General features: G+C 31.7%; 23 protein-coding genes. 20 read left to right on the forward strand and 3 right to left on the reverse strand.

All coding sequences use genetic code 11. From position 1 onward, the window contains the following. Positions 1–578 precede the first annotated feature (578 nt). From ABD816_RS07490 to ABD816_RS07510, 5 genes are all read left to right on the forward strand, one after another. Positions 579–851 carry a hypothetical protein gene (locus ABD816_RS07490; RefSeq protein WP_344926080.1) on the forward strand — a complete coding sequence of 91 codons (273 nt, stop codon included), beginning with the start codon at positions 579–581 and terminating at the stop codon, positions 849–851. A 153-nt stretch (positions 852–1,004) separates the two neighbouring features. Then, entirely contained in the window at positions 1,005–1,385 is a 381-nt protein-coding gene (locus ABD816_RS07495) for a hypothetical protein (protein WP_344926081.1), read from the forward strand. 152 nt (positions 1,386–1,537) lie between these two features. Further along, entirely contained in the window at positions 1,538–3,463 is a 1,926-nt protein-coding gene (locus ABD816_RS07500; RefSeq protein WP_344926083.1) for a BatA domain-containing protein, read from the forward strand. Beyond that, on the forward strand, positions 3,460–4,713 hold the full coding sequence (locus ABD816_RS07505; RefSeq protein WP_344926085.1) for a dihydroorotase: 1,254 nt from the start codon (positions 3,460–3,462) through the stop codon (positions 4,711–4,713). Before ABD816_RS07500 ends, ABD816_RS07505 begins: the two co-directional genes overlap by 4 nt. Positions 4,714–4,728: 15 nt before the next feature. After that, complete coding sequence (locus ABD816_RS07510; protein ID WP_344926087.1) at positions 4,729–5,064, forward strand: magnetosome magnetite crystal formation protein family; 336 nt, start codon at positions 4,729–4,731, stop codon at positions 5,062–5,064. Positions 5,065–5,179: 115 nt separating this feature from the next. Here ABD816_RS07510 and ABD816_RS07515 read toward each other — a convergent pair whose 3' ends face one another. Together ABD816_RS07515 and ABD816_RS07520 are read right to left on the reverse strand one after the other, a co-directional pair. Then, positions 5,180–6,049, reverse strand: a complete 870-nt coding sequence (locus ABD816_RS07515) for a type IV pili methyl-accepting chemotaxis transducer N-terminal domain-containing protein (protein ID WP_344926088.1) — start codon at positions 6,047–6,049, stop codon at positions 5,180–5,182. A 20-nt stretch (positions 6,050–6,069) separates the two neighbouring features. Further along, positions 6,070–6,426, reverse strand: a complete 357-nt coding sequence (locus ABD816_RS07520; protein WP_344926089.1) for a hypothetical protein — start codon at positions 6,424–6,426, stop codon at positions 6,070–6,072. 396 nt (positions 6,427–6,822) lie between these two features. Between ABD816_RS07520 and ABD816_RS07525 the strand changes: the two genes are divergently transcribed. The 15 genes from ABD816_RS07525 to ABD816_RS07595 all read left to right on the forward strand — a co-directional run bounded on the left by ABD816_RS07525 (position 6,823) and on the right by ABD816_RS07595 (position 23,826). Continuing rightward, on the forward strand, positions 6,823–7,617 hold the full coding sequence (locus ABD816_RS07525; RefSeq protein WP_344926090.1) for a hypothetical protein: 795 nt from the start codon (positions 6,823–6,825) through the stop codon (positions 7,615–7,617). A 5-nt stretch (positions 7,618–7,622) separates the two neighbouring features. Further along, complete coding sequence (locus ABD816_RS07530; protein WP_344926091.1) at positions 7,623–8,282, forward strand: alpha/beta hydrolase; 660 nt, start codon at positions 7,623–7,625, stop codon at positions 8,280–8,282. Positions 8,283–8,712: 430 nt separating this feature from the next. Next, positions 8,713–12,909, forward strand: a complete 4,197-nt coding sequence (locus tag ABD816_RS07535; protein WP_344926093.1) for a cellulase family glycosylhydrolase — start codon at positions 8,713–8,715, stop codon at positions 12,907–12,909. 293 nt (positions 12,910–13,202) lie between these two features. Further along, positions 13,203–15,119, forward strand: coding sequence for a polysaccharide lyase (locus ABD816_RS07540; RefSeq protein ID WP_344926096.1), 1,917 nt, complete (start codon positions 13,203–13,205; stop codon positions 15,117–15,119). A 91-nt stretch (positions 15,120–15,210) separates the two neighbouring features. After that, on the forward strand, positions 15,211–17,022 hold the full coding sequence (locus tag ABD816_RS07545) for an Ig-like domain-containing protein (protein WP_344926097.1): 1,812 nt from the start codon (positions 15,211–15,213) through the stop codon (positions 17,020–17,022). Positions 17,023–17,407: 385 nt separating this feature from the next. After that, a complete protein-coding gene (locus ABD816_RS07550; RefSeq protein ID WP_344926098.1) occupies positions 17,408–18,304 on the forward strand; it encodes a polysaccharide lyase family 7 protein in 897 nt (298 codons plus the stop codon). Between the two features lie 310 nt (positions 18,305–18,614). Then, a complete protein-coding gene (locus ABD816_RS07555; protein ID WP_344926099.1) occupies positions 18,615–18,986 on the forward strand; it encodes a hypothetical protein in 372 nt (123 codons plus the stop codon). A 176-nt stretch (positions 18,987–19,162) separates the two neighbouring features. Continuing rightward, entirely contained in the window at positions 19,163–19,576 is a 414-nt protein-coding gene (locus ABD816_RS07560; RefSeq protein WP_344926100.1) for a DUF2071 domain-containing protein, read from the forward strand. A gap of 53 nt (positions 19,577–19,629) precedes the next feature. After that, complete coding sequence (locus ABD816_RS07565; protein WP_344926102.1) at positions 19,630–19,902, forward strand: hypothetical protein; 273 nt, start codon at positions 19,630–19,632, stop codon at positions 19,900–19,902. A gap of 313 nt (positions 19,903–20,215) precedes the next feature. Further along, positions 20,216–20,941 carry an AraC family transcriptional regulator gene (locus ABD816_RS07570; RefSeq protein ID WP_344926103.1) on the forward strand — a complete coding sequence of 242 codons (726 nt, stop codon included), beginning with the start codon at positions 20,216–20,218 and terminating at the stop codon, positions 20,939–20,941. Positions 20,942–21,114: 173 nt separating this feature from the next. After that, positions 21,115–21,519 carry a VOC family protein gene (locus tag ABD816_RS07575; RefSeq protein WP_344926105.1) on the forward strand — a complete coding sequence of 135 codons (405 nt, stop codon included), beginning with the start codon at positions 21,115–21,117 and terminating at the stop codon, positions 21,517–21,519. 260 nt (positions 21,520–21,779) lie between these two features. Then, positions 21,780–22,046, forward strand: coding sequence for a helix-turn-helix domain-containing protein (locus ABD816_RS07580; protein WP_344926107.1), 267 nt, complete (start codon positions 21,780–21,782; stop codon positions 22,044–22,046). A 49-nt stretch (positions 22,047–22,095) separates the two neighbouring features. After that, a complete protein-coding gene (locus ABD816_RS07585; RefSeq protein ID WP_344926109.1) occupies positions 22,096–22,257 on the forward strand; it encodes an SRPBCC family protein in 162 nt (53 codons plus the stop codon). An 88-nt stretch (positions 22,258–22,345) separates the two neighbouring features. After that, entirely contained in the window at positions 22,346–23,077 is a 732-nt protein-coding gene (locus ABD816_RS07590; protein ID WP_344926110.1) for a DUF6503 family protein, read from the forward strand. Positions 23,078–23,166: 89 nt separating this feature from the next. Beyond that, positions 23,167–23,826, forward strand: coding sequence for a DinB family protein (locus ABD816_RS07595; RefSeq protein ID WP_344926112.1), 660 nt, complete (start codon positions 23,167–23,169; stop codon positions 23,824–23,826). A 58-nt stretch (positions 23,827–23,884) separates the two neighbouring features. On the opposite strand, the gene ABD816_RS07600 is transcribed toward ABD816_RS07595, so the two are convergent. Next, positions 23,885–25,186, reverse strand: a complete 1,302-nt coding sequence (locus ABD816_RS07600; protein ID WP_344926113.1) for a TRAP transporter large permease — start codon at positions 25,184–25,186, stop codon at positions 23,885–23,887. Between the last annotated feature and the right edge of the window lies 1 nt (position 25,187).

The following is a 25,187-nucleotide window of genomic DNA, read 5'->3' on the forward strand; positions in this document are numbered from 1 at the left end:
GGAATTGGTATACCTGTAATTTCTAATTATGGCGTAAAGGTACATTTAATTTTAGGATATATAGAACCCTCTTTTTCTTCTCCTGTTTATTCTTTGTTTTTTCACTAAAAACGACATCATAATAAATAACGAATATATAATTAGGAACCGCAGATATGGCTTATTCTTTTATACTACCTTAAGAATCTTATATTTTTGAATTCAAACTTATATAGTGAATACAAATGAAATATTAAAACCAAAAAAACATAGCATATATCTAGAAGCTGGGATTAGTAGTCGAATTTTAGGTATGGAATTTTTGTTTAAAAAACCAGTCACAGATACCAAAAAAACGAGGTTTAAAAAATACCTATCAGAAATAGAACCTAACTAACATGACACTTTTGTACATGAAGATCAAGCGCAAAAATTCATAAAAATAGTCAAAGAAATACTTCAGGATAAAATTAAAAAAGAGACACTACATTGGTACATAACCAAGTAGATGCAGGGAATTAACAGGTAAAACCCTAAATCATTATTTTTAATGTATTCTTTATACAATAAAGAATTTACCTTTTTAAAAATAATGCTACATGAAGCACAAATATATTTTCAACCCAGTTTTTATTAGTTCTTTATTGACCCTTTTGTTAAATGATCAATATCTCAAATACGCTTATCACAACTGGGTAACTGGCAAATTATCGGATGTTTTTGGTATTATCGTTTTTGCTTTGTTCTTCACTGTTTTTGCTCATAATTATAAAAAAAGTATTTTTATTGGTACAGCGATTTTATTTAGTTTTTGGAAAACACCCTATAGTCAACCGATCATTGATTTCTGGAATAGTCAAGGAATTATATAATTTCAAAGAACAATAGACTATACAGACATTCTTTGTATAGTAATTTTATTTCCGGCATATAAATATACACCTTCAGCTCATTATTTAGGGCTAAAAGTTAAACGAACTAACCTTTTGATCTATCCATTATGTTGCATTACCTTTTTTGCAATCATGAGCACATCACAACGATTTAACTTTATACCTACAGTTAATAAAATTGACAAATATATAACAGTAAAAATACCTAAAGATTCTTTTTTTAATAAGTTAAGTATTGATAATATTGAATATAATAAAAGCTCTTTTTTAGTTGTTAAAAAAGATACTTTAGAAGGGTATACACTACAAAATATTGTGATCGCAAATGATACTATTAAAAGAGCAACCATAGGAGTTCTTGATAAAGGGATGCGCACAGAAATATATATCGATAGCATCTTTTTTAAAGAGAATAGTCAATTTAAAGGATTTCGTTTATATTCTGGCGATAAATCATACAAAAAGCAATTAAAAAAATATAAGGTGGATATGATAGACCTTTTAAAAAAATGATAGTAATTAAAAAATCTTCATACATACCCTTATTCCTAATTATCTACTCTATACTATAGAAATCTACCTGAAAGAAAATTAAGTTTTTTTTATTTCCGTAAACTTTTATTGATACCTGTGATTATAGTATATTTGATAAACGATACGTACGAATGCAATTTAAACATCCGGAATTTCTTTATGCACTATGCGCTCTTATTATTCCTATTATAATTCATTTATTTCAATTACGACGTTTTAAAAAAGTATCATTTACTAATGTACAGTTTCTAAAGGCTGTAACGATACAAACGCGTAAAAGTTCACAGATTAAAAAGTGGTTAACTTTAATAACCAGATTATTAATACTAACAGCACTTATTATTGCCTTTGCACAACCTTTTTTAGCTTCACAGCATGCTATTGGAAAAAAAAGCGAAACTGCTATTTACCTGGATAACTCTTTTAGTATGCAGGCCAAGGGTGCCAAAGGACCCCTCCTACAACGTGCCGTTCAGGAATTATTAAATTCATTGCCAGAAGATGAAATAGTATCTGTTTTTACAAATACGGAAATGTTTAAAGAGGTTACTAAAAAGGATATTCAGAATGACTTACTGCAACTGGAATATACGTCTTCTCAATTACCTTATAATGCTGTATATTTAAAAGCAAAGGAATTATTAAGTACTTCTCCAGAAACAACAAAACGAATAGTGATGGTTTCTGATTTTCAACAAAAAGCAACTGCTTTTACCTTACCAAAAGATGCTGATACAGAAACTAACTTAGTGCAATTACAACCAGTTAGTAATCAAAACATAGCCATTGACAGCCTTTATTTAGGTAAAAATGACAACAATGAACTCATACTTAATGTACTAGTCAGTAATACTAATAGCGATACAAAGGAAACATCGTTAGCACTATATAATGATGAAAAATTAATTGCAAAAACTTCTGTATCTATTCCTAAAAATGGCACGAAAATAACTCAATTTAGAATCGATGAAAATATTAAAGTGAATGGACGTGTTATGCTAGAGGATCCTTCATTGGTTTTTGATAACACCAGGTATTTTACAATCAATACACCTGAAAAAATAAATGTAGTTGCTATTAATGAAGCTTCTGACCGCTTTATTAAAAATATCTACACTACTGATGAATTCTCTCTTATCAGCAGTGCATCTGATGCCCTAAATTATAACGATATTAGCAATGCCAATTTGGTCATTATTAATGAAGTCCAACAAATTCCAATTTCATTGATCAATACCCTAAAATCTTTTACAGAACAAGGAGGAATTATATGTTTTATTCCTAATACCGATGGAAATTTAGTGTCTTATCAGCAATTTATCAATAATTTTTCTACAGAAGAACTATTGCCAGTAAAAACCAGAGAAAAACAAATCACAACGATTCATTTTTCGCATCCACTATATCAAGGAGTTTTTGATAAAAAAATTACTAATTTTCAGTATCCTAAAGTAAATTCATATTATGGGACTAATGGCACTAATCCTATCATATCATATGCTGATAACACTCCTTTCTTATATAAGACAAACGCACTATACATTTTTACCGCAGCCATTAATACTCAAAACTCTAATTTTCAGAACTCACCATTGATAGTACCTACTTTATATAATATAGGTAAACAAAGCTTACAACTTTCTGACATTTCATATACCATAGGACAAACAAACACCTATGACATTGCTACTTCGTTAAGTCAAGATGGGATATTATCTCTGGAATCTGATGAAGAAAGTGTCATTCCATTACAACAAAGTTTTGCTACTAAAGTTAAAATAACAACAGATGAAGTACCTACAAAAGCAGGTATTTATGAACTAAAGGATAAAGAACAGATTATCCAACATGTAAGTTATAATTACGATACTGCAGAAAGTACATTGACTTATTATCCTCTTAAAACTTCTGAAAGTTATACGGTAAGTGAATCTATCACGACCCTGTATGATAAAATAAAAGAAGACACAACTATCGAAGAACTTTGGAAATGGTTTATTATTTTTGCATTGATATTCTTGTTAATTGAAATCTTATTATTAAAATATCTAAAATGAACTTCATCTTAAAGGCTGCAACGGTAATAGATCCCTTATCACCTTTTCATAATCAGACTGTTGATATTTTTATTAAAAACGGTGTCATCGCAGCAATTGATTCGTTAATAGATGCCAGTAATGATGTTGAAGAAATTAAATTAGATACATTGCACGTATCTCAGGGATGGTTTGATAGCAGCGTTAGCTTTGGTGAGCCTGGATATGAAGAACGTGAAACGATAGCAAATGGACTGGAAGTGGCTGCAAAAAGTGGTTTTACCAGTGTTGCTCTTAATCCCAACAATCTACCTATTACAGATACCAGCTCTTCTGTAGGTTTTTTAAAGGGGAAGGCTAATGATCATGCTGTTACATTATATCCTATCGGAGCATTAACATCAAAATCAGAAGGTGTTGATCTTGCAGAATTATACGATATGAAACAATCTGGTGCGATTGGTTTTGGTGATTATAAAAGACCTATTAAAAACCCAAACCTTCTTAAAATCGCATTATTATACGCACAGAATTTTAATGGATTGATTCTTTCTTTTCCTCAGGACTATCAGATTGCAGGAAAAGGAATTGTTAATGAAGAAGAGCAAAGCACATTACTAGGACTCAAAGGAATTCCTGCATTAGCAGAAGAATTACAAATCTCCAGAGATATTTTTTTATTAGAATATACTGGAGGGAGATTACACATCCCAACCATATCAACCTCAAAATCTGTTGATTTAATCAGAGAAGCTAAAGCCAAAGGGTTATCAATAAGCTGCAGTGTCTCTGTACACCATCTATTACTCACGGATACTGAATTAGATAATTATGATGCCAATCATAAAGTATTACCTCCTCTAAGAACTCAACGCGACGTCAACTCTTTATTAAAAGGTATAGAAGATGGTACGATTGATATGATTACTAGTGATCACCAACCTATTGACATAGAGCATAAAAAAGTAGAATTTGATCACGCTACATATGGTACGATTGGTATGGAAAGCGCCTTTAGTATCTTAAATAATTTTATAGTAACAGAAAAAGTGATCACCATGTTTACTAAAGGAAAATCAATTTTTGGTGTTGAGAATATTCCTATTGCTATTGGTAACAAAGCAGATTTAACGTTATTTACACCGCGAGGAGACTCTACTTTCACACAAAACGATATATTATCTACTTCTAAGAACAGTGCCTTCTTAGGAAAAGCCACAAAAGGAAAAGTATATGGTATTATAGGAAATGGAAAAATTATTTTAAAATAATAGAATACCTACAAAATGGAATCCCACGAAGGTACAAAACAGGAAAAAACTACTGCAATCATTGCGTACGTTACCATTATTGGAACAATAGCAGCATTATTCATGAATCAGAAAAAAGAAACTCCTTTTATTTCTTTTCATATTCGTCAGGCTCTGGGATTATGGATTATCTTTTTTGTGTTGGGTGCCTTTACCAGTATGTTTTTTAACTCTCTACTAATAAGCACACCTTTTTATATTTCAATATTTGCATTAATATCATTTGGGCTTATAACCGCTGCTAATGGAGAAGAAAAACCAGTTCCTATTTTGGGAGGTCTTCTTCAAAAAGTATTTGCTTTTATAAAATAGCACTCATTCAGTGATTCTAATTCAAAAAATAAGAGTGAAGAAAAAAGATTTAAATTATTCTTTTTTCTTCACTCTTATTTTTATAACCGATAAAGATGATTAATTAAGGAACATTTTAAACCTTAACTTTTTCATATAAAATAGTAACGGCATTAAATGCTTTAGTTAAATCATTCGTGATTTTATACATTTCTACAGACTTGAATCCTTGATTCATTAATTTGTCTTGATTATTTCTTATCTGTTCCCACTTAGACATAGCAATTGCTAATTTTTCATCAATCTTAGAATTATTAAAATCAGAAATTAATAGCATTGTGATAGCACCATCTAATTCATGATAAACATTCTTAAGCATCTGTTCCGTATTTTTATCTTTTAATGTAGATTGGTTTGCGAAATAGTACAGTCCTAATCTTTGCGCAAGCATTCGCTGTCTCCCTGCAATATTAATAGTCTCTTTAAGCTCCAAACTTGATTCTCCAGAATCAGCATCCTCTAATACATTAGCGTCATTCTGAACAACACCTTTAGATTCCATGATCACAGCAGATACAACATCGTTAGTGGATTTTAGTAAATCTGTATTTAGATCAATAATCTTTTTAGCGTTATCATAACTTGGATTACTCTCTATGAGTTTTTTAAAACTTACCCAAATTCCATCTACTTTAGCCAATCTGTCCTTTGTTAATTTATAACTAGAATTTTGAGCTATGATACCATTTTGTTTTTCAAAAATAATCTTACTAGTTAAGAGATCTCTTTTAGCATTCATATCATTAGGGTTCTCCACAAGATACAAATAGGATTTAGCCATTTTCTGACATAACATACGCTGTTTTCCTGAAACGTTTACCGCTTTATTAAATGTTAGCATACCATACTTAATATTCTGCTGAGCTATTAGCTCTGATGAACCGCATACTAACATACTTACTAAAAAAAGTAAGAAAGTATATTTTAAAGTAAAATTGTTTTTCATTTTGTAGTTTTTAAAATTATTTAATATTCCTCTAATGATAATTTGTTAATTTTATTATCTGACGATAAACCTATAACTAGAATAGTAGAAGTGTTGTCAAACTCTAGTAGATAATGCCTGGTTGTTTCTTCCTCGACCAGAAAGGAAGATTCTCCAATCATCCCTTTGTCCATTTGATTATCCTGAATAAAACTTTCAACCTTTTCTAACGTAAAAGTTGACTGTAATTCTGCAGAAAACAAATCAAAAATAGCTTTCGCGTCCTTAGCATTATAGCTTTCAGATATTTTAACAACCGTCGTTTTATAACTATCCTCGGTTTGAGTAAAGCTTGCCATAGCTATAAAAAGTAAAAATAAAATAGTAATTTTTTTCATATGTATTTGGGTTTATATTTTTAAATATACCCCAAATTACGGTTTAACAGTAATTTAACGGTATCAAATTAACAATATCTTAACATATGTTTATGCTTTTTATTTCTAATTATAGTTGAAAAGAACAAAAGAAAAGCATTAAACACCTTAATAACAAAGGAAAATAAGTAAGTTAAGTATCAAAAAAAACATTTAATATTTCGTTTGTTTATTAAACGATAGAACTTCTTTACCTAACCAATTCAAAAAAACTTATTTTTTATTTTCTCGAACTAAAACTTTTACTAAGTATTCAAATCATCTGAACAAAGAAAATGATGACATAAACTCCCATATTTTTTTGATATTTTTGAATACACAATATTGAAAATATATGAAGTATCTATGAAGAAAAGTATGAAAATAATATTTAAAATTATTATCACGCTGCTTTTAACAATATTCACCCAAATTGGTGGAATTATCTATATAATTACCGAAAGTATTTTTTTAAAGATAAAAGTAAAAAACAGGTTAAAAAAAGTAACCGTATATATCGTAATTTATGTATTCACTACATTTTTAATGGTTCCTCACCTCGCCCCAGTATTTGGTAGAGTTAAAATAACAGAAAACCATCATATTAAAGCACTTACGTTTTTTACTAAGCTTTGTAATAGAAATTATGTAACTCCGCAACTGAATGATGCTTTACAAAACATTGCATTAGAAATGAATACTAAATATCCAAATTTAAAACTAACATATTTAGATGCTAATTTTCCATTTGTAAAAAAGTTTCCTTTGCTTCCGCATCTTAGTCATAGTGATGGTAAGAAAGTTGATATTTCTTTTGTCTATGAATACCAGAATGGAGTACCAAGTAATGATCATCCTTCTATTTTTGGTTATGGAGTCTACGAATTACCAAAACAAAATGAATACAATCAAACCTTGTTTTGTAAAGAAAAAGGATATTGGCAATATGATTTTGCAAAATATTTAACTTTTGGTTTTACAAATAAAGAGTTGAGATTTTCACAAAAAGCTACAAAAGATTTACTTTTGACGATCATTGCTCAAAAACATATAGGTAAGGTTTTTATTGAACCTCACATCAAGAAACGACTTCATTTAGAAAATGCTAAAATTCGTTTTCATGGATGTCAAGCAGTGAGACATGATGACCATATACACATACAACTCAAATAAAAAAGATGCAAACTAAAACATTATCACTACATCATATTATTAAAGAAGCTACGATTAAAAAAGATAAAACTCCAGTTTTATTTATGTTTCATGGATATGGGAGTGATGAAAATGATCTCTTTTCTTTTGCTACAGAACTACAAGAAGAATTATGCATTATCTCAGTTAGAGCGCCATACCCTATGCAACCTTATGGAAATGCCTGGTATGCTATCCACTTCGATAATAACCAAGGAAAGTTTAGTGATGACAAGCAAGCAATAGAATCGCGAGATAAAATAGCCATTTTTATTGATGAAGCTATTGCTGCCTACGACTTAGATGCTACTAATGTTACATTGTTAGGTTTTAGTCAGGGAACAATCCTAAGTTATTCTGTAGCCCTCACCTATCCTGAAAAAATAAAAAATGTAATCGCGTTAAGTGGTTATTTAAATGAAGAAATTATAGGGCCTAACTATAAAGACAAAGATTTTTCTAATCTTGACATTTATTGTTCTCACGGCAGTGTTGATCAGGTGATTCCTATAGAATGGGCACGTCAAGCCCCAGTCAAATTGGCTACAATAGGTATCAAAACTACGCTACATGAATTTCCTGTTGGTCATGGAGTTGCTCCCCAGAATTTTTATCAATTAAAAGAATGGTTAAGTAAACGCATATAAGCAGATCCTTTATTCTTCACGAACCATATTTTGAGCTTACTTCTGTTCAGAATTATTGAGGTATCAGAAACAAAATCATATCTACCTGCATATCATAAAAAGTCACAAGGATAAAATTTTCTTAGACCTAATTCATGCATTAGTAAAGAGTTATCAATGGGTCCTTATTTTAATTGTTTCTCCTCCATTTTTCATATTCAAAATACTGTACTTGTTTATTGGATATTAGAGAGTTATTTAAAATATACTATTTCACAGGTGATTTCTCTACACCTTCTTTACAAACCGTTTCTGTACTTTTGTTACCCCTTCATTGTATCTTTAGATGATCATATCATATTAATTTAGTCCTGTTCAGATAGATCTATTTTTTTTAGATTTTTGATCATTATAAAAAAGATATTACACAAATCACACAAACTCAACTAACATGAAAAATTACACTTATTATTCAATAAGGGGCATTCAATTATTTTTAATAGTTCTTTTATTATTATTTTCTATCCATCTTCATTCTCAATCCATTGTACAAGAACATGGCAGGCTCAGAGTTTCAGGAAATCAGGTTGTTGATAAAAACAATCAACCTTTAAGCTTGGCTGGTAATAGTCTCTTCTGGAGTAATGCGGGAGATACTTCTGATTTTTACGATGGAGAAACAGTCACACATTTAGCAAGTGACTGGAATAGTTCTATCATTCGGGTTGCAATGGGGGTTAAAGAAACTTGGGATGATGGAAACGGCTATATTGATAGTCCTAATGCACAAAAAACAAAAATTCGTAAAGTAATTGACCAGGCTATTGCAACTGGTATGTATGTTATTATTGATTGGCATACTCATGATGCGGAACAATATACCACAGAAGCTGCAGATTTTTTTAAAGAAATGGCACAATTATACGGAGACAAACCTAATGTAATCTATGAAATATATAATGAGCCTATTTTTCAATCCTGGTCTACGGTAAAAAATTATGCAGATACGGTAATTGCAGCGATTAGATCAGAAGATCAGGATAATCTAATCATAGTAGGCTCTCCTACTTGGTCCCAGGATGTGGATGTAGCATCGGCTGACCCCATTGATGACATAAATACGGCATATACCTTGCATTTTTATGCTGGAACTCATAGAGATGGTTTGAGAGATAAAGCAACCACTGCAATGAATAATGGTATAGCATTATTTGTTACAGAATGGGGAGCTGTTGATGCAAGTGGAGATGGGGATTTAGACATTGAAGAAACAGCAAAGTGGATGCAATTTTTCAAAGATAACTACATTAGTCACGTAAACTGGTCTGTTAGCGATAAACCAAGTAATACTGATCCTACAAGAACGGAAACATCTTCGATAGTTCAGTTAGGTAAAGGAATTGATGGGTTAAAAAACAATCAATTAACAGAAACCGGAGTTTACATTAAGGATATTATAGAAAATTGGTCTGATGATGGAGGTGATTCTGGTAGCCAAAATGGTATTATTAGTTGTAATACTGTAGACTGTATTAGAAATGCAATGGAAAATGCACAAGCAGGAGATGAAATTATAGTAGCCTCAGGCACATACACTGCAACTGATAAATTTAATTTTGGCAACAAGGCAACTAGATTTGGCTCAGATAAAAACGGTACTGCATTACAACCAATCACTATCAGAGCTGAAAACCCTTCAAATCCTCCCGTTCTTAAAGGAACTGATGGGGACTATGATGGATATGTAATGTTTATTTTGGGTGATTATTGGATACTTAAAGATTTGATATTAGAAGAAGGGTCTAAAGGCCTTGTTTTTGATAATGCTAACCATGGTGTCATAGAAAACGTAATAGTACGGGAATTGGGAGAAGAAGGAATTCATCTAAGAGATGGGTCCAGCAATAATCTGGTTAAAGATTGTCGAGTTTACAATGTGGGAATTAAAAAACCAGGGATTGGAGAAGGTCTATATGTAGGATCTGATAAGGGGCAGCATGAGAACCCTAGTAATGGTGGAAACCTTTTTGATAATGAATACAGCCCTAGTTGTGATAACAATGTAATAGACGGATGTATTGTTGGTCCTAATGTAACTGCAGAAGGTGTAGATGTAAAAGAAGGCACAGAAAATACGATTATACGTAATTGTACTTTTTCTGCCGATGGTATCTCGGGAGAAAATAGCGCAGATGCGTTTATTGATCTTAAAGGAGCATATGGTTTTGTGTATAATAACACTTTTAATCTGGAAGGGTCTACCATAATTAATGCAGGAATAGATTTCTTAGATAGAGGCACGGGTTTTAATACTGGTTATAGAAATGCAATTTTTAATAACACCTTTAATTTAGAAGGAAGAGGTGATGAAATTCAAACTGCCAGAAAAAAACAAGGTGATCCATCAGAAATTCATGTATGGAATAATACAAGAAACCCGAATACTCAAGATTTTCCTATTAGTGACGGAACAACAAATTTTGTAACACAATCCTGCCCTAGTTGGAATATTATTCCTTGTGATGATAGTGTAGAAAATCAAAACCCAAGTGTAAGCATTACATCTCCTAATAATGGACAATCCTATCAGGAAGGAGATAATATCATTATAAACACAAACGCATCAGATCCGGATGGAAGCATAACAAAAGTTGAATTCTATAACGGTTCTGTAAAATTGGGAGAAGATTCTTCATCTCCATATCAATATAATATTAATAATGCACAAGCTGGTACTTACAATTTAACCGTAAAAGCAATTGATAATGATGGTGCCTCAACAACTTCAGATAGCACAAATGTAATAGTATCTAGTAATACCGGAGGAGAAAATCAAGCTCCCGTAGTTTCTTTTGAAACACCAAGTGGCGACTCCACTGTCAATGAAGGTTATAGTCTATATGTTAAAGTAAATGCATCAGATAGTGACGGGAGTATTGCAAACGTAAAATTATATATCGATGATAACTTAGTAAGACAAGAAAGCTTCGATCCATATGAGTGGGGACATGCAACTTCGCCAAATCCAAATGAAGTAAATAATGTAGGTATGGGCACACATGTTTTTAAAGCCATTGCAACAGATAATCAAGGAGCAACTTCAGAGACTACTTTTACATTAACAGTAGAAAGTGCAAATACAGGAGGAGGTAATAATTGTTCATATAATACACCAAGAACGAGTTCTTTACCAGCAGTGGATCAATCAACCTATGAATATGTGTATGTATTAGGCAATAATGGACCCAACTTTGATAATTTTGAAAAATTCAGAATTAACTGGAATTTAAATAATAACGGATTATATCAATTTTCGATCAATACTACAGATGGAGTTCCTGACTATTACATAGACCTAAGAGATGTCATGACTTACCAACTCAACACAACCGAGCCAGAAGTAACCATTAGCAATTCTGGAATTACTGGTCTAGACGGATCTTACTGGGTAACTACAGATAACGGTAACTTTGTGATGGTTTCTAAAAATAATGATTTTACCCTTTATTTTAGTACTACAGACCAATCTCCTGACTGTGAGAGTGCTGATACTACTAATCCCGTTTCGAATCCAACTCCTACCGGAGATGAATATGTCTATTATGAAGATTTTAATGATTTTTCTACAGGATCCTATAACGAAGATCAGATAGAAGATGCTCTTAATGTAAAGTTTTGCAACGGTGCAGATGAAGGACGTGTATTTATTACATCTGTAAATAATCAAGGGAATTCATTAGATGTCAAATACCCAAAAAATCAGGTAAAAACTGCCAATAGCGGTATGCATACTAAAGTATATTTTAATGACAATGAGAATCACGATGAATTATATTTTAGTTATTGGATCTACATTCCTGCTGATTTTGAATTCAGGGCGGGAGGAAAATTACCCGGATTATCCTATCAGACTGAAGACAGAAATATGTCACTTAGATTGATGTGGAGAAATGATGGCTTAGTTGAATACTATGTGCATTACAATACAGAGCCTTCATGGGACGGATGGCATGCATCCATCAATTGGAGTTTAACAGATCCATATGAAGAACCCAACGGACAGCCACAATCAGATCAGGTAAAATTCAAAAAAGGGCAATGGAATCATGTAGAAATGTACAATAAGCTTAATACTCCTGGTCAGGATGATGGTATTATGAGAGCTTGGTTAGATGGTGAGTTGGCTATTGATATTACTAATAATGAAGATTACAGACAAGCGGATGAAGGGGATATACATCTCAATGGCATATATCTTTCTACATTTTTTGGAGGAAGTGATGAAACATTTCAACCTACTAAAGATGTATACCTTTATTTTGATGATTTAATTGTATCAAAAACCAGAATAGGTAATTATGAAGCTACAAATAAGAATTCGCTCTCTGACCCTTTATCTCTAAAAGATCAAAATGTAATATTCTTAAGTCCAAACCCTGGTACTAATAGTATAACGCTTACCGGGTATAATGATAGTTCTATAGATAATACTACTATAAAAATTGTAGATAATTCTGGGAGAGTTATAATGACTAAAAGTTTGACAGACAATCACATTATAGATATACAAGCGCTGGATGCAGGATATTATTTCTTAATTCTTAATGATCTGAATACAAAAAAGACAATTCCTTTTATTAAAAAATAAAAATGGAATTAGCCAATAGTGTGAATACTATTATTTCACTAAAAACTAAGCATATTCCACAAAACACTTAGTTAAATAGAGATAGCTATGTTTAGCCAAATCTTCGCATAGCTATACTTTATTTTATTCAGAAATCAGAAAAGAAAATTCAATCTCTTTTTATATTAAATTTTTAAACAAAAGAGCTTTATTTCATTGAACTACAGTTTTTTAAAATTGACTCTAAAAGATATTGACAAATAAAAATTAAACATACAAACTTAACTTATTACCTAATTAGAAATTTTATAATCATGAAAGAAAGGATGCTTTGTAAACGGAACATAAATAAGAATGTTTTTACACTATTAGTATTGATGGTAATTTCACTTCTTTTTAATAATCAACATATTTTTGCTCAATGTAATACTATTATTGATGTCGATTTCAATAATTGGAATGACAGACGATACTCTATAGCAGATATAAAAAGTGATTTTAATAATAAAGTAAAACCCTGGACTGGATCTACCTATAGAGGAGTAGAAGGTCCTGGTGCTGCTAATAATTTAATAGAAAACACTCCACAAGAAACCAGAATTGTCAATGGGACTTTACGAGCACAATACTTAAAAAATGATGCCTCGGGTAGATCAGGTGGTTTCCTGTTTGACCCTTATTTTGATGGTGTAGAGGAAGCATATTTGGAGTATAAAATAAAATTTGACGATAATTTTTTCTGGGCTACCGGTGGAAAACTACCTGGCCTGGGAGGTTCTACAAGTGGAATTAATAGTGAGAGTACCGGTCGTGGAACCATTCCATCTGGGTGTAGATATAATACCAATGGGTGGTCAGCACGTTTAATGTGGAGAAGAAACAGAGCGCAAACTAATGCACCTTATTTTATCCTTTACAGTTACTTTGCTGATAAAGAAAATGGAGATCCCAGAGTAGATGGAGATTGTGGAGATGGAAAAAGGATTTATACTGACCTGAAAGATGACAAGTGGTATACTATTCGTCAATATATAAAAATGAATACGCCAGGACAAAGAAACGGTACCGTGATTATGTGGATCGATGGAGAAGAAACATATCGTGATGACAATGCCAAAATTCGTAACTCAGGAAAAAGTAATCTAAAAATCAATGCCTTGATTATGAATACCTATCGAGGAGGAAGCAGAACAGATGAAGTTTGGCATTCTCCAAGAACAGAATATACATTTTTTGATGATTTTAAAGTTTGGACGGGATGTTCCAATACAGATAATAATCCTAATCAACTACCCACAGTAGCGTTAACCAATCCATCTCAGAATAATCAAACTTTCACGTTAGGTGAAACGATTACACTAAGAGCAAATGCAGCAGATCCAGATGGAGATGTAGATCGGGTTAATTTTAAAATCAATGGTAGTTATTACAAATTAGATAAGACATCACCTTATAGCGTAACCTGGACACCTACAGAAGCAGGAACCTATACTATAGGTGCCAGAGCTTTTGAAGAAGGGCAAGAAGGACTTTCTACAGAAGTAATCAGAACAATAATCGTTACTACAGACACTAACAATAATACTTCTTGCTCTTATGGAACTCCGGTTGCCAGTGGTATTGGTGCCATGGATAAAATCTCTTATAGCAACACATATGTAGTAGGAAATGGAGGTCCTAACCTTAGTAATATCAAAGAATTTTCAATCAATTGGAATCCGCAATATAATGGATTATACCAATTTGCTTTTAATACTAAGAACGGAACTCCCGATTGGTATATTGATTACAAGAATAGTATGTCTTATCAATTAAAAAATGCTAAGCCAGAAGTTACCTTATCAAATACCGGAATTGCAAATCTGGATGGTTCTTATTGGGTAACTAAAAATGGAAATGATTTTGTAATGGTGTCTAAAACTAAAGCGTTCTCCATCTATTTTAGTAATTCATCTTCTACTCCGGCATGTAATAAAGCTTCTGTTAATCAGAAAATTGAAGAAAAAATGATAGTATATCCTAATCCAATAAAGGGTGAAGTAATCCATGTTGGAGGATTATCTACTACAACCAAATCATTGCAGATTGTAGATCTTCGAGGAAGAATAATAAAAGAGATATCCTCAGAAAATACGTCAGAAACAATCGATGTATCTGATATCCCAGCAGGTTCGTATTTATTAATTAATAAAAGTAAGCATTCACGACAATCTATTTTATTTATAAAATAAAGAATAAAAATAACTCACAAAATCAGTCAAGTATACATAGGTTGATCTCCTCAGATTATCAGCCTATGTATCACAATACATACAAAAAATTATGAAAAAACATGAAATTAAAAAAATTGCTTTTCTAATAACATTTTTATTAGTTGGGATGTATACTCATAGCCAAGTGCTTTGGTATGGAGATCCTGATAATAATGTGACGAGCAGTTTCAGAAGATTTGATTCTGGTAATGCAGGTGATGACTGTAGTAATCAATCCAATAATTCGTCCACAGCTACCACCACATTCGATTCTGAATATGGAAAAGTTTGGGAGGTTCGTAAACCAAAAGGTCAGAAAAGAGGCGAGTTTGCCAGAACTACAGGTACAATTAATAATTATGTACCCAAAGATGGCGATGTATTATATTACGGATGGCGTTGGAAAATAAATTCAACACCTAATATTACCAGCGGAATTGCTGTATGGCAATGGAAAACTGATGCAGGTAATCAAAATAACACACAAAATTATCCGCTTAACATGGGATATGAAAATGGGAATATAAGTCTGAATGCCTGGGGACCTTGCTACCCATCCTGGAATTCTTGTAGTGGATCTATTAGCAAACGTAAAACTACTTTGTGGAATCAATCTATTCCAGAAAACACCTGGGTTAGTTTCGTAATAAAAATAAAGCTATCTAGAAATGAAGATGTTGGATATATAGAATTTTGGTATAATGGTGAGAAACAAACTTTAATAAATTCTGAATTTCAGGAATACAAAGTAACACTATCATCTGATGGTAAGAGAGCATATCACAAGACATTTGATGGAACCGTTGTTTATCCAAAATGGGGGTCATATAACGCTAATGCTTGCAACTTTGACGTAAGTACTTACTACGATGAAATGAGAATTGCTACAACTTTAGCAGCAGCAACTCCCTCTGGTACTTCTTCTGATCCTAATAAACCACCCACAGTAGCATTAACCAATCCATCTCAGAATAATCAAACTTTCACGTTAGGTGAAACGATTACGCTAAGAGCAGATGCAGCAGATCCAGACGGAGATGTAGATCGGGTTAACTTTAAAATAAATGGTAGTTATTACAAATTAGATAAGACATCACCTTATAGTGTAACCTGGACACCTACAGAAGCAGGAACTTATACTATAGGTGCCAGAGCTTTTGAAGAAGGGCAAGAAGGACTTTCTACAGAAGTAATCAGAACAATAATCGTTACTACAGACACTAACAATAATACTTCTTGCTCTTATGGAACTCCGATTGCCAGTGGTATTGGTGCCATGGATAAAATCTCTTATAGCAACACATATGTAGTAGGAAATGGAGGTCCTAACCTTAGTAATATCAAAGAATTTTCAATCAATTGGAACCCACAATATAATGGATTGTACCAATTTGCTTTTAATACTAAGAACGGAACTCCGGATTGGTATATTGATTACAAGAATAGTATGTCTTATCAATTAAAAAACGCTAAACCAGAAGTTACCTTATCAAATACCGGAATTGCAAATCTGGATGGTTCTTATTGGGTAACTAAAAATGGAAATGATTTTATAATGGTGTCTAAAACTAAAGGATTCTCCATCTATTTTAGTAATTCATCTTCTACTCCGGCATGTAATAAAGCTTTTGATAACTCAAAATCTTTGGAAAATATTATGTTATATCCTAACCCTGTACACACTAATCATCTGACCATTCAGGGGGTTAATATCAAAAATACAATCATAGAAATAGTTGATATTCAAGGAAAAGTAATAACAACTATTCATCCAGAAACCACTACTACGCTAATAGATGTATCTAACTTAGAAACTGGGTTATACATTGCTTCAATAAAAGCTTCAGATAGTAAGAAATCTATCTTATTTGCCAAAAAGTAAGTAAAAATTAGCAACTAAAATCACGCTATTACTATTATTATTGATATAAGATACTGTCGTACAGAAGAAATTAAAATCAAAATAACAATACATAAAACACTTAAAAAGAACTACCTCAACCCATGAATACTTGCTATCAAACAAGACCGCGTCAATACAAGAATCAAAACTCCTTTATCCTGATTCTATACGCTACACTCAATGCAGAGCCTTGATAAATCCTATTGATTAAAGCCTCTTTAAACCTTATGTATCGACTCCAAGACACAATAGTACAAGAAGAGGCATATGATTGTTCTTACATCAAACCAAGCACTCATATTGTGATAATTATACAATAAATTAACTAAAAATTTATTGATTAGTTAATTTAAAATTAAATAAAATGTCAAATCATCACCACACTTCCTTTTTATCTTTTTCCTGTATAAAGTTTATCAGTATAGGACTCCTCTCCTCTTGTGCAACAGATGCACTTGAGTCTTATGATAGTGAACCAAAAGCTATAGAAGCAACCGCTGTCAAAGCAAGTAATAATCCTTACCAACTTTTAGAATTAAATGATTCTGACTGGAAGCTACAAGTACCTATTGCCAGTAACAGTTATAGTTGTAGTGGTAAAAGCTTTAACGCCGGAGTGCTTAATATCTCTAATACTTCATTAAAAACGTATAGCCATAGTAGTTATTTTAAAGCCTATGATAGTAATAGTGTAGAATTTACAACACCTGGTAATGCTAATACAACTTCTTGTAATACTACAGGCACAAGAACAGAATTAAGACAAAATACAGAATGGAATACTAATGGAGGAAATACACGTACCTTAAAAATCAAAATGAGGATTACACAATTTTCAGATTCTAAACAAATAGGGTTTACGCAGATACATACCGGTAATGATGACTTATTCCTTATACTAGCTCAGAGAATAACCAGTAACAGTAGCCAATTCTATCTCAGAATGCGCGGAGATGCAGTAAAATTAGGAGCAGATAAATTAGATAGTAACGGATATGTTCTTAATAGTAATGGAGATCGTTTAAAATATTCTATGAATACTGCTTATGAATTAAAAGTTTCTTCTGGAAATAACAGAATAAAAGTACAAATCAAAAACAGTGCAGGTAGTTTTTATAGCTTGTATGACGAACCTACCTTAAAAGATTCTTCAACGGCACACTTCAAAGCCGGATGCTATATTCTTAATAACGCCGATGGATCAGGACAAAAAGGAGGAACTGCAAAAATCCGTTTCTACACAGTAGATTATGATAGTTAACAGGCCACAATTATCTGTTTTCTTATTCTTAGGCAATTTTAAATTGTCAAGATTTATGATAGGAACAAAGGACACATATCCTTTGTTTCTTTGTTATCTAATTATTAAGAAACTATATAAAATGAAAATTAGCAATCAAACATTATCAAAATACAAATTGGAAGAAAAAGAAATTTTATTGAGTTAGACCTTATTTAGATAAGGCTTACGTGTGTTTAGTAGGTTAATAAATTTTCAATTTAGCTTTATCAAAAAATAAGGACAAAAGATGTACATTAGTGCTATGTTTCATACACAAGTTGTAAAATTTATGAAAAAAATAATTGCAATACTATTACTTTTAACTTTAAACTCATGTTTCTTGTTTGAAGAAAATGGGATTCAAATTAAAATTAAAAATCACTCAAGTCAAGAAATTAGCAACGTAAAATTTACAACAACAGAAAAACTGGAAGTAATTGAAATTAATAGCATCGCACCAAACGAAACTGTCACTAAATTCCTATCCATGAAACATAATAAATTTGATGGAGGATATGTATTATATGTTACCCGTTCAAATGGGAAAGCTGAAATAAGTGAGTGCGGGTATTATACAAATGGAAGTTCACTAAACAAGTGGATAGATTTTACTGTAGAAAATGACACTACTATTGTAAAATTTGATGCTACCCAATTTTGAAAAAAATTTTTCTAAAATAAATACATTATTGATCAAATTGTATATAAAATCAAAATAAGGTTTAGCTCCAATCGTAAAACAATCATCTTATAGGATTAGACTAAATTTTTATTAATTAAAGTGTAACTGCCCCTACCTTGCTTTATAAATATGGCGTTATTGATAATTAGCTAAAAATGAAAATACCTAAAATAAAAGGAATAATTGACAGACGAATTCTTATCAATTACCAAGTTGATAGCAAAGTTTTAGAAAATTATTTACCCAAACCATTTAAACCTAAGTTAGTCAATGGAAAAGGAATTGCTGGAATATGCTTAATTAGACTTAAAGAAATCAGACCTAAAGGCCTACCAAAACAAATCGGAATTTCTTCTGAGAATGGGGCTCACAGGATTGCGGTAGAATGGACAGAAAACGGAAAATTAAAAGAAGGAGTTTACATTCCCAGAAGAGATACTTCTTCGAAACTAAACTCTTTAGCCGGTGGAACTATCTTTCCGGGAATTCATAATCATGCTAAATTTGAAGTTATGAATCTGGTGGAAACTACGATGTATCGTTTATTAGTGATGATGAGACTTCTTTAGCAATTGAGGCTAGTGAAACCTCTAATTGGAATGAAGAAAGTGTATTTGAAAACATGAATTGTGTTTCTGATTTTTTTGAAAACGGTTCTATTGGATATTCTCCCGACAAAAATCATTTTGATGGATTAGAACTCAAAGCTTATAACTGGAGGGTGTCACTTTTAGACGTAAAAAAAGTTAAGTCTAGTTTTTTTGAGAATACTGATATTTTCCCAAAAGGTTCTGTAAAATTTGACAATGCGCTTCTAATGAAAGATATTAAGCATGAATGGATTGGACTAAAAAAAATAAAAACCAATACTGATAGATTAATTAATGTAAAATAAAATTCCTTTATTTTTAACATTCGAGTTAAATATAGATTCTAAAAACTATATAATAAAGTGTATATGATAAGTGGTTAAGAGCGTGCATTAAATGCTAGTTCTTTTCTACTATCTTTGTTTATAAACTGAAAGTAATCGCATTATCTTGTCTCCTATTTTTGTAAATCAAATACTTGTGTGTCATTCACCGTGCAAAAAGCGTTATTAATTTCTTATAGTAATGTATCTTTTATAGCTTTTTCAAAAAAAAAACAGAGTTTCCAATTAAGGTAAACCTGATAAATAAAGAAATTTTGAATAGAATTTAAAAATAATGTACCAAAAGATAAAACCAGCCGCAGAAGTTTATCATATAATAGACTCTTTTTGGACATTCTCCAATAATGAAGTTTTTGAAAACTTTAAGTTATTACCTGATACGTGTACAGATTTGATATTTGACCTGACTCACGATCAAGGGTTTATTTCAGGAGTTATGACAAATTTCCAGCATAGGGAATTACCTGCTAAATCAGACTTACTTGGAATACGTTTTAAAACTGAAAACTTTGGTTCATTATCTAAAATTCCACTAAATGAAATTAAAAATTCACGAGTCGAATGGTCACAAATATTTCTGGCTCACAATCTGGATAGATTGAAACAATTAAGCGATTTAGCAACAATACCAGCTAAGATAAGCTTTCTTGAAAATTTTATTTCAATAACATTAAGAGAAAACTATGAAAAACAAGATAAAATGGTACTATCTGTTGCAGAAAATATAAGATTGCTAAAGGGGAACATGAGTATTAGAAATTTAGCAACTTTAAACCACATAAGTTTGAGACAATTAGAGAGACGTTTTAAAAATTATATGGGCCTGACCATAAAAGAGTTCGCAAGCATTGTTCGTTTCAGTACTACAAAAAAAGCAATAGCATCTTTCTCAGAAACAAGTCTTTTATCAATTGCATTTGATATGGGTTTTTATGACCATTCTCATATGAACTATGAGTTCAATCGCATTACGGGTGAAAATCCTGGTTTCTTTAGATAATGTCGCTTTTTTACAAAGTATACATCTAATAGTAGACTAACTTTGTAATCGAACTAAAAACTTAAAATTTCAGCTTTTATCAATTAGCAACAACATTGCTAACTTACTCTCAAAGCAAGAAAATAAGGTGATATTAGATAACATTAATCTCCATCAATAAAAAAATATAAAAAATGGAAATACAGTATGCCTATACCATCCTTTATGTGAATGATGTTCCAAAAACAATAGAATTTTATAACAATGCTTTTGGCTTCAAACAAAAATTCCTGACACCAGAAAATGATTATGGAGAAATCATATCAGGAACTACAACAATTGCATTTGCAAACCTTGAGCTGGGAAGATCAAATTTTAAAAAGGGATTTACAGAAAGTACCTTAAAAGAAAAACCGTTTGGAATCGAATTAGCTTTTACAACTAACGAAGTAGAAAAAGTGATGAAAAATGCAATTGAAAATGGAGCTGTACTTTTAGAAGACATCGTAACAAAGCCCTGGGAACAGAAAGTGGGTTACGTCAGAGATTTAAACGGATTTATAATTGAAATATGCACACCTATTCTTAATCAGGAATAGAAGCTTAAGAATTGGGAATCAAAAAATAACGATTAGACAGTTATTATTTATTTCTTAACTATACTGTAGAGGGTTGTAATACATATTTAGATTAAAACAGAGGTTTCTTCTTATGCTACAAAGTGTGGTCAAAAAAATAAAAGTTACCAGTAGTGCCTTTTGTCAATGTTGGTTCTATGTGAATGAAATAAGCTAATAAACTACATCGACTCAAGGGTACAAAGTATCAAAAACAAATAATAAATCACGAAAATGCAATTTTGAGCGAACTTTCAAGGTTAGTAGTATTAAACGAGTACAAATTGAAAAGAGGGTTTAAAGAACTATTCGGCACTCCCGTATTTGGTTATATACATCAAACCCGAATGGACCTGGCCAAAAGATTATTGCTTGACACCTCTAAAACGGCAAAAGAAATTGCTTATGAAATAGGCTATTGCTCTCCACAACATTTTTCAAAGGCATTTAAAGAACAATTTGTAATTTCGCCAAATAGCATAAGGAATACTCCGGATCCTATAATCTAAAATGATAAATATCTATCAAATTTGGGTCTTTAATTAGAACTATATAAAGATGAAACAATCAATGATTATTAGAAAAGTAGTAGTATTTAATACTAATAAAAAACAGGTTTGGGATTTACTTACTAATCCTGAAAAAACAAAACAATATATGTTTGGTTGCAAGGTGTTATCCGAATGGGCTCTTGGTAGTGAAATAATCTGGAAACATTAAAACGATTCTATAAACACTACAAATTCGTTTATAATTCATTAAATTTAAACAGGAAAACGAGTTGACAATACGTTAGAAAATAAATGCTATGAGACTAATAATCTTAGTACTACTATCTCTTCTTTTAGTAAGATGCAATCAAGAAAAAGAAATTAATGGGAAACTTATTTTAGAAAAAACAATACGTCAACACGATTCTTTAGATCTCTGGAGTACTACTCATCTGAATATCCATATTCAGGAACCAAGGATTTCTAATCCACAACGGTATTCTATTTTAAAACTTAATAATGCTACAAATGCTTTTAGTTTATCAAGAAATAAGGAACAGCATATTGCAGAATACATAATTGATAACAATGGAGCTAACCTAGTCTTATTAGATGGAAAAATAGAAACTGATACCCTTTTAATTAAAAAATATCGATTAGACGCTTCACGTAATACTGGATATAGAGAATTTTATCAATTACTATATGGTTTACCAATGTCCTTAGATAATGCGCTCAAAGAAATTACCCATACTTCAGAAAGTATTTTTAAAGGAGAAGAATGTTATAAATTAGAAATTGAACTAGCAAAACCTGTAATCTCAAAATATTGGAATCTATTTATCTCAAAATCAAATATGGAAGTTAAAGGAATTGAGATTATTTCACCGGATAAACCAGATCAGGGAGAAAGAATCTACTTTGAAGAGTCAATACTTATCAACGGAATTAAACTGCCACGTATGAGACATTGGTATGAGTTGAAAGATAATAAATATACTGGATCAGATTTGATTATTAAAGAAGTACTAGATGAACTTAGTAAATAAGTGTCTATATTCAAACTAAAAAATGTTATTGAGAGCAAATTTAGAATGTAGATTATATCTGATACGCTAACATAAAAATAAAAAGTGCTATGAAAAACGAACATTCAAATTTTGATCGTAGACAATTTATCAGGAAGTCTTCATTAGTAGCTTTAGGAACAAGTAGTCTTTTTGCTCTGCCCAATACGACTATGGCATATCCTCAAACAACACAAGATGAGATAAACATTATCGGACCAAAAAAAGGCTTTAGTCCACAAATTGGAACGCTCGTCTCTATGATGGACTGGATGCGTATGGTGATTTTACATCCTGTAAAAGAAATGAGTATTGAGGATTTAGATTATTTAGTTGATGACAGAGCCAATTCTATAGGTGCTATGTTATGGCATCTGGCGGCTACAGAAAGGTTTTATCAAATTCATACATTTGAAGGAAAGAACTGGGGGGATTGGAGTGAAGAAGATAAGCTGAAATGGAGTACTGCCTCAGCGTTAGGGGAAGAAGCACGAAAAGTTATAAAAGGTAACGATATCAATTTTTACCTCAAAAAATTAAAAGATGTCAGAGATGTTACGCTCAAAGAATTTGCCAAACGAGATGACAAATGGTTAATGACTGTAGACAAAGAATGGCCTTGGGGACCTACCAATAATTATTGCAAATGGTTTCATGTATGTGAACACGAATCAAATCATAATGGCCAGTTCAAATTCATAAAAAGCAGGCTTCCATCAGAGAATAAATAAATACTAATGGCTTAATAAAGGATAAAACAATAAATACTGTTTGATCAAAAACAACTTATTAAGACAACAAATCAAACATATCTGGCAACCATAGACTTAATGTAGGTATATACGTGATCAACAGTAAGACTACTATCATAATAATAAACAACGGTAACAGGGGGCGTATTACCTTCTGAATACTCAACTCTGCAACACTACACCCTACAAAAAGTACAGAACCAACAGGAGGCGTGCATAACCCGATACACAGATTAAGAATCATTACAATTCCAAAATGAACAGGATTCATTCCCAGATCTGTAACTATTGGTAAAAAAATAGGTGTGAAAATTAAAACCGCTGGTGTCATATCCATAAAAACACCTACAAATAATAATATCAAATTAATAATAATTAAAATAACAATAGGGTTATCACTAATAGTTAATAAGGCTTCACTAATTTCCTGTGGTATATTTTCGTAAGACATCACCCAAGACATAGCAATAGAAGTAGCAATCAATAGTAAAACAATAGCCGAAGTTTTGATAGTTTCTAATAGAATGGGAGTTATACTTTTAATAGATATTTCTTTATACAATAATGCTAATACAAAAGTATAAATCACTGCAATTGCAGAAGCCTCAGTCGCTGTAAAAATCCCTGCCACAATACCACCAATCACTACGACTAATAATAATAAACTAGGCAAAGCATCAAACAATCGTTTAAAAAACTCTCTTATACTTACTAATTTTTCTGTTGGATATTTTTTAATAATAGAATAAACTCCAGCTACTAACATTAATGCCAACCCAATTAGGATACCAGGTATATATCCTGCTATAAATAAAGCTGCAATAGACACACCTCCACTTGCTAATGAATATATAATCAACACATTACTAGGAGGTATTATGAGTCCGGTTGTAGCGCTTGTAATGTTTACTGCTGCGCTAAATGATTTATCATATCCTTCTTTTTCCATCATAGGATTCATAAATCCACCAATAGCAGATGCAGCTGCAACTGCTGATCCGGAAATAGCCCCAAATAACATACAAGCAATAATATTTACAAATGCTAAACCTCCTGGTAAAGGTCCTACAATAGCTTTAGCAAAATTAATTAAACGAATGGCAATACCACCTCTGTTCATAATCTGCCCTGCCAAAATAAAGAACGGAATGGCAGATAGTGTAAAACTGTCCAAAGAAGTTGCCATACGCTGCGCTAAGGTGGTAACCGAAGGTAAAAATGGCATCGCAACAATCAAAGTCAGTAATGCTGATAAACCTATCGCATACGCTACAGGAACTCTTAGTGAAAGAAATACTAAAAAACTAAGAACAAGGATTAAAACTTCAGTATAATTCATA

The organism is Aquimarina addita, from assembly GCF_039539305.1.
Classification (GTDB): Bacteria; Bacteroidota; Bacteroidia; order Flavobacteriales; family Flavobacteriaceae; genus Aquimarina; species Aquimarina addita.

Coding starts and splice junctions, on each gene's coding strand:
- ABD816_RS07555 (WP_344926099.1), top strand. CDS start 18,615: ATGAAAAAAATAATTGCAATACTATTACTTTTAACTTTAAACTCATGT.
- ABD816_RS07540 (WP_344926096.1), top strand. CDS start 13,203: ATGAAAGAAAGGATGCTTTGTAAACGGAACATAAATAAGAATGTTTTT.
- ABD816_RS07530 (WP_344926091.1), top strand. CDS start 7,623: ATGCAAACTAAAACATTATCACTACATCATATTATTAAAGAAGCTACG.
- ABD816_RS07590 (WP_344926110.1), top strand. CDS start 22,346: ATGAGACTAATAATCTTAGTACTACTATCTCTTCTTTTAGTAAGATGC.
- ABD816_RS07560 (WP_344926100.1), top strand. CDS start 19,163: ATGAAAATACCTAAAATAAAAGGAATAATTGACAGACGAATTCTTATC.
- ABD816_RS07595 (WP_344926112.1), top strand. CDS start 23,167: ATGAAAAACGAACATTCAAATTTTGATCGTAGACAATTTATCAGGAAG.
- ABD816_RS07545 (WP_344926097.1), top strand. CDS start 15,211: ATGAAAAAACATGAAATTAAAAAAATTGCTTTTCTAATAACATTTTTA.
- ABD816_RS07505 (WP_344926085.1), top strand. CDS start 3,460: ATGAACTTCATCTTAAAGGCTGCAACGGTAATAGATCCCTTATCACCT.
- ABD816_RS07500 (WP_344926083.1), top strand. CDS start 1,538: ATGCAATTTAAACATCCGGAATTTCTTTATGCACTATGCGCTCTTATT.
- ABD816_RS07510 (WP_344926087.1), top strand. CDS start 4,729: ATGGAATCCCACGAAGGTACAAAACAGGAAAAAACTACTGCAATCATT.
- ABD816_RS07520 (WP_344926089.1), bottom strand. CDS start 6,426: ATGAAAAAAATTACTATTTTATTTTTACTTTTTATAGCTATGGCAAGC.
- ABD816_RS07600 (WP_344926113.1), bottom strand. CDS start 25,186: ATGAATTATACTGAAGTTTTAATCCTTGTTCTTAGTTTTTTAGTATTT.
- ABD816_RS07495 (WP_344926081.1), top strand. CDS start 1,005: ATGAGCACATCACAACGATTTAACTTTATACCTACAGTTAATAAAATT.
- ABD816_RS07535 (WP_344926093.1), top strand. CDS start 8,713: ATGAAAAATTACACTTATTATTCAATAAGGGGCATTCAATTATTTTTA.
- ABD816_RS07515 (WP_344926088.1), bottom strand. CDS start 6,049: ATGAAAAACAATTTTACTTTAAAATATACTTTCTTACTTTTTTTAGTA.
- ABD816_RS07550 (WP_344926098.1), top strand. CDS start 17,408: ATGTCAAATCATCACCACACTTCCTTTTTATCTTTTTCCTGTATAAAG.
- ABD816_RS07585 (WP_344926109.1), top strand. CDS start 22,096: ATGAAACAATCAATGATTATTAGAAAAGTAGTAGTATTTAATACTAAT.
- ABD816_RS07490 (WP_344926080.1), top strand. CDS start 579: ATGAAGCACAAATATATTTTCAACCCAGTTTTTATTAGTTCTTTATTG.
- ABD816_RS07570 (WP_344926103.1), top strand. CDS start 20,216: ATGTACCAAAAGATAAAACCAGCCGCAGAAGTTTATCATATAATAGAC.
- ABD816_RS07565 (WP_344926102.1), top strand. CDS start 19,630: ATGAATTGTGTTTCTGATTTTTTTGAAAACGGTTCTATTGGATATTCT.
- ABD816_RS07575 (WP_344926105.1), top strand. CDS start 21,115: ATGGAAATACAGTATGCCTATACCATCCTTTATGTGAATGATGTTCCA.
- ABD816_RS07525 (WP_344926090.1), top strand. CDS start 6,823: ATGAAAATAATATTTAAAATTATTATCACGCTGCTTTTAACAATATTC.